A 2275-nucleotide genomic window follows, 5' to 3' on the forward strand; every position below is an offset into this window, starting at 1 on the left:
GAAGACGCAACGCACTATATTGCCAAACGTTACAGGGCATTAAAAAAACAAAACCGTACGGAAGATAATGAACATTACAATTAGAGAAATTAAAGCTGATGATTTTACAGGGCTAATTTCGTTATTCACTGAGTTTGCCACTTTCGAGAAAACTCTTGAGAAAATGACTAATACGGTTGATAGAATGACTGTCGAGCAAGAATTTTTTAATGGATTTGTAGCACTAAATGACTCTGAAGAAATAGTTGGATATGTAACCCACTTTTTTGCTTATTATACGTGGATTGGCAAATCCCTTTACATGGATGATTTATACGTGAAAGAAGAATTCCGTGGTCATGGTATTGGAACAGAATTGATTAACAAAGTTATAGAATATGCGAAGACAACTAATTGCCAAAAGGTAAAGTGGCAAGTATCAGAGTGGAATAAACCAGCGATTGAATTTTATAAAAGCCTAGGAGCATCTATTGATAGCGTTGAATCAAATTGCGATTTATTATTATAAAGGCCTGACCATGAGAATTGTCCGAATTTTAATTATACTGTTTTCTTTAGTTTTAACATCTTGCTTCTTTCATGACAACATTGAACTGACAGAAAAGTATTTTAAAGTGTACGAAAATGGCGAGTACCTAGAAATTGAAGAGCTTTTATCCGATAGCTTGACAATTATTGATGGTGATTACAGTAAGACATATACGACTTCGGAATTTTATGAATTTTTCCAATGGGATTCTGTTTTTAAGCCTAAAATTAAAATATCAGAGTTGCGAGAAAAAAACAATGACATTTATATTACAGTAACCACCTATTCTGAAAGACTTGAATTTCTCAGGCATAACCCATTGATTACTAACCAGAAATTGTCTTTTGATGATGGAGAGATTTGCACAATAGAAATAATGGATTACAAAAATTTTGATTTATATCAATGGTCAAGTCGCCGTGATACATTGGTAAAGTGGATTGAAACTTATCACCCTGAACTATCGGGATTTAATTTTGATATGACTAAAAATGGAGCAGAGAACTATTTGAAATCCATCGAATTATATGAAGACAAAGAATAACGCCCTGTAACATCATGTATAAAATATTGGGGGGTTATGTGTGTATAGGTAACTCCAATTCACGTAGCAAGTTTCCTAACGGCAGAAAATAACGAAGCTCGCAAGCCCCCAACAATTTCATACATGTGCTCGTTATGCGCAATTGCAACGAAAAAAACACATATTGTTCTTANATGCGCAATTGCAACGAAAAAAACACATATTGTTCTTACTATTTCCGAACTTTAATCGTATCTTTGACGTAAGATGACTAAACCCAAACGAATTGAGAATTACTAACAAACACATTCTGGCCAAACTGGTTAAGAAAAATCAGGGAAACTCAAAATTGGTAAATGCAGTTAAACAGCTCATTTCCGACATTGAGAAAAGCAACTGGCAAACACCCCATGATTTGACTCAAGAAAGACCAGACGCCGATTGTGTTTATGGCGGAGAATTCTATTTTTTCAATATCAACATTCACAGAACTTTAATCCTAATTGAATTTGAAGAAAATGGAGAAGCAACAATTGTTTGGGCAGGAAACCACGATGATTACGAAATGACTTTCAAGAACAACCGAAACGTTATCAAAAAGTGGTTGAATAATAATGGTTGGATTTAAAGCTAAGAACGATGAAAGAAATTAAGGACATAAAAGAAATTGAAAATATCGAAAGAATTGAAAATGAATATGATTTACAAAAAGCTTCATTGCTTGACCGTAAATTGCGATTAATGATTAAAGAAAACCCTGACTTAAAACCTATTCGAAAAAAGATAAGAGACTTAATCGCAGAATACGAAAATAAAAAATGGTCAGACTTTGAAAACATAACCGATTCCCAAATCGAAGAATCTGACAAAGCAGAAGAAATCATTGATTACGAGCAAAAATTCATACAAAAACGAAAAGAAAGCATCAGAAAAAAACTCAAAGAATTTGATTTGACTCAGCAGGATTTTGGACAAATACTGGGTCACCCAAAATCATATATGAGCGAATTAATAAATGGTGTTTCTCAATTCACCTTGAAAGATTTGATAATAATCCATCGACTTTTAGGGATAAGTTTGAAAATATTAATCCCAACTTATCTTCAATCTGAAACAAGAGATAAAGTCAAAGAGTCCATTGATAAATTGAATAAACCAAAACTCAGATTGAGAAAAACAGAAATAGCATAGAAGCAAAAGCGCATAACAAAGCTGTATACGGC

Annotated in this window: 4 protein-coding genes; all 4 read left to right on the forward strand. The window is 33.2% G+C overall.

Translation table 11 applies throughout. From position 1 onward, the window contains the following. Positions 1–67: 67 nt before the first annotated feature. The 4 genes from B4W65_RS16925 to B4W65_RS16940 all read left to right on the forward strand — a co-directional run bounded on the left by B4W65_RS16925 (position 68) and on the right by B4W65_RS16940 (position 2243). A complete protein-coding gene (locus B4W65_RS16925) occupies positions 68–508 on the forward strand; it encodes a GNAT family N-acetyltransferase (protein WP_088656340.1) in 441 nt (146 codons plus the stop codon). A 10-nt stretch (positions 509–518) separates the two neighbouring features. Continuing rightward, positions 519–1073: a hypothetical protein gene (locus tag B4W65_RS16930; RefSeq protein ID WP_088656341.1), complete on the forward strand. Its 555-nt coding sequence runs from the start codon at positions 519–521 to the stop codon at positions 1071–1073. 265 nt (positions 1074–1338) lie between these two features. Further along, on the forward strand, positions 1339–1680 hold the full coding sequence (locus B4W65_RS16935) for a type II toxin-antitoxin system HigB family toxin (protein ID WP_088656342.1): 342 nt from the start codon (positions 1339–1341) through the stop codon (positions 1678–1680). 11 nt (positions 1681–1691) lie between these two features. Further along, complete coding sequence (locus B4W65_RS16940; protein WP_088656343.1) at positions 1692–2243, forward strand: helix-turn-helix domain-containing protein; 552 nt, start codon at positions 1692–1694, stop codon at positions 2241–2243. The last annotated feature ends 32 nt before the right edge of the window (positions 2244–2275 follow it).

Source organism: Geofilum rhodophaeum, assembly GCF_002210225.1.
In the GTDB taxonomy this organism is placed as follows: domain Bacteria; phylum Bacteroidota; class Bacteroidia; order Bacteroidales; family Marinilabiliaceae; genus Geofilum; species Geofilum rhodophaeum.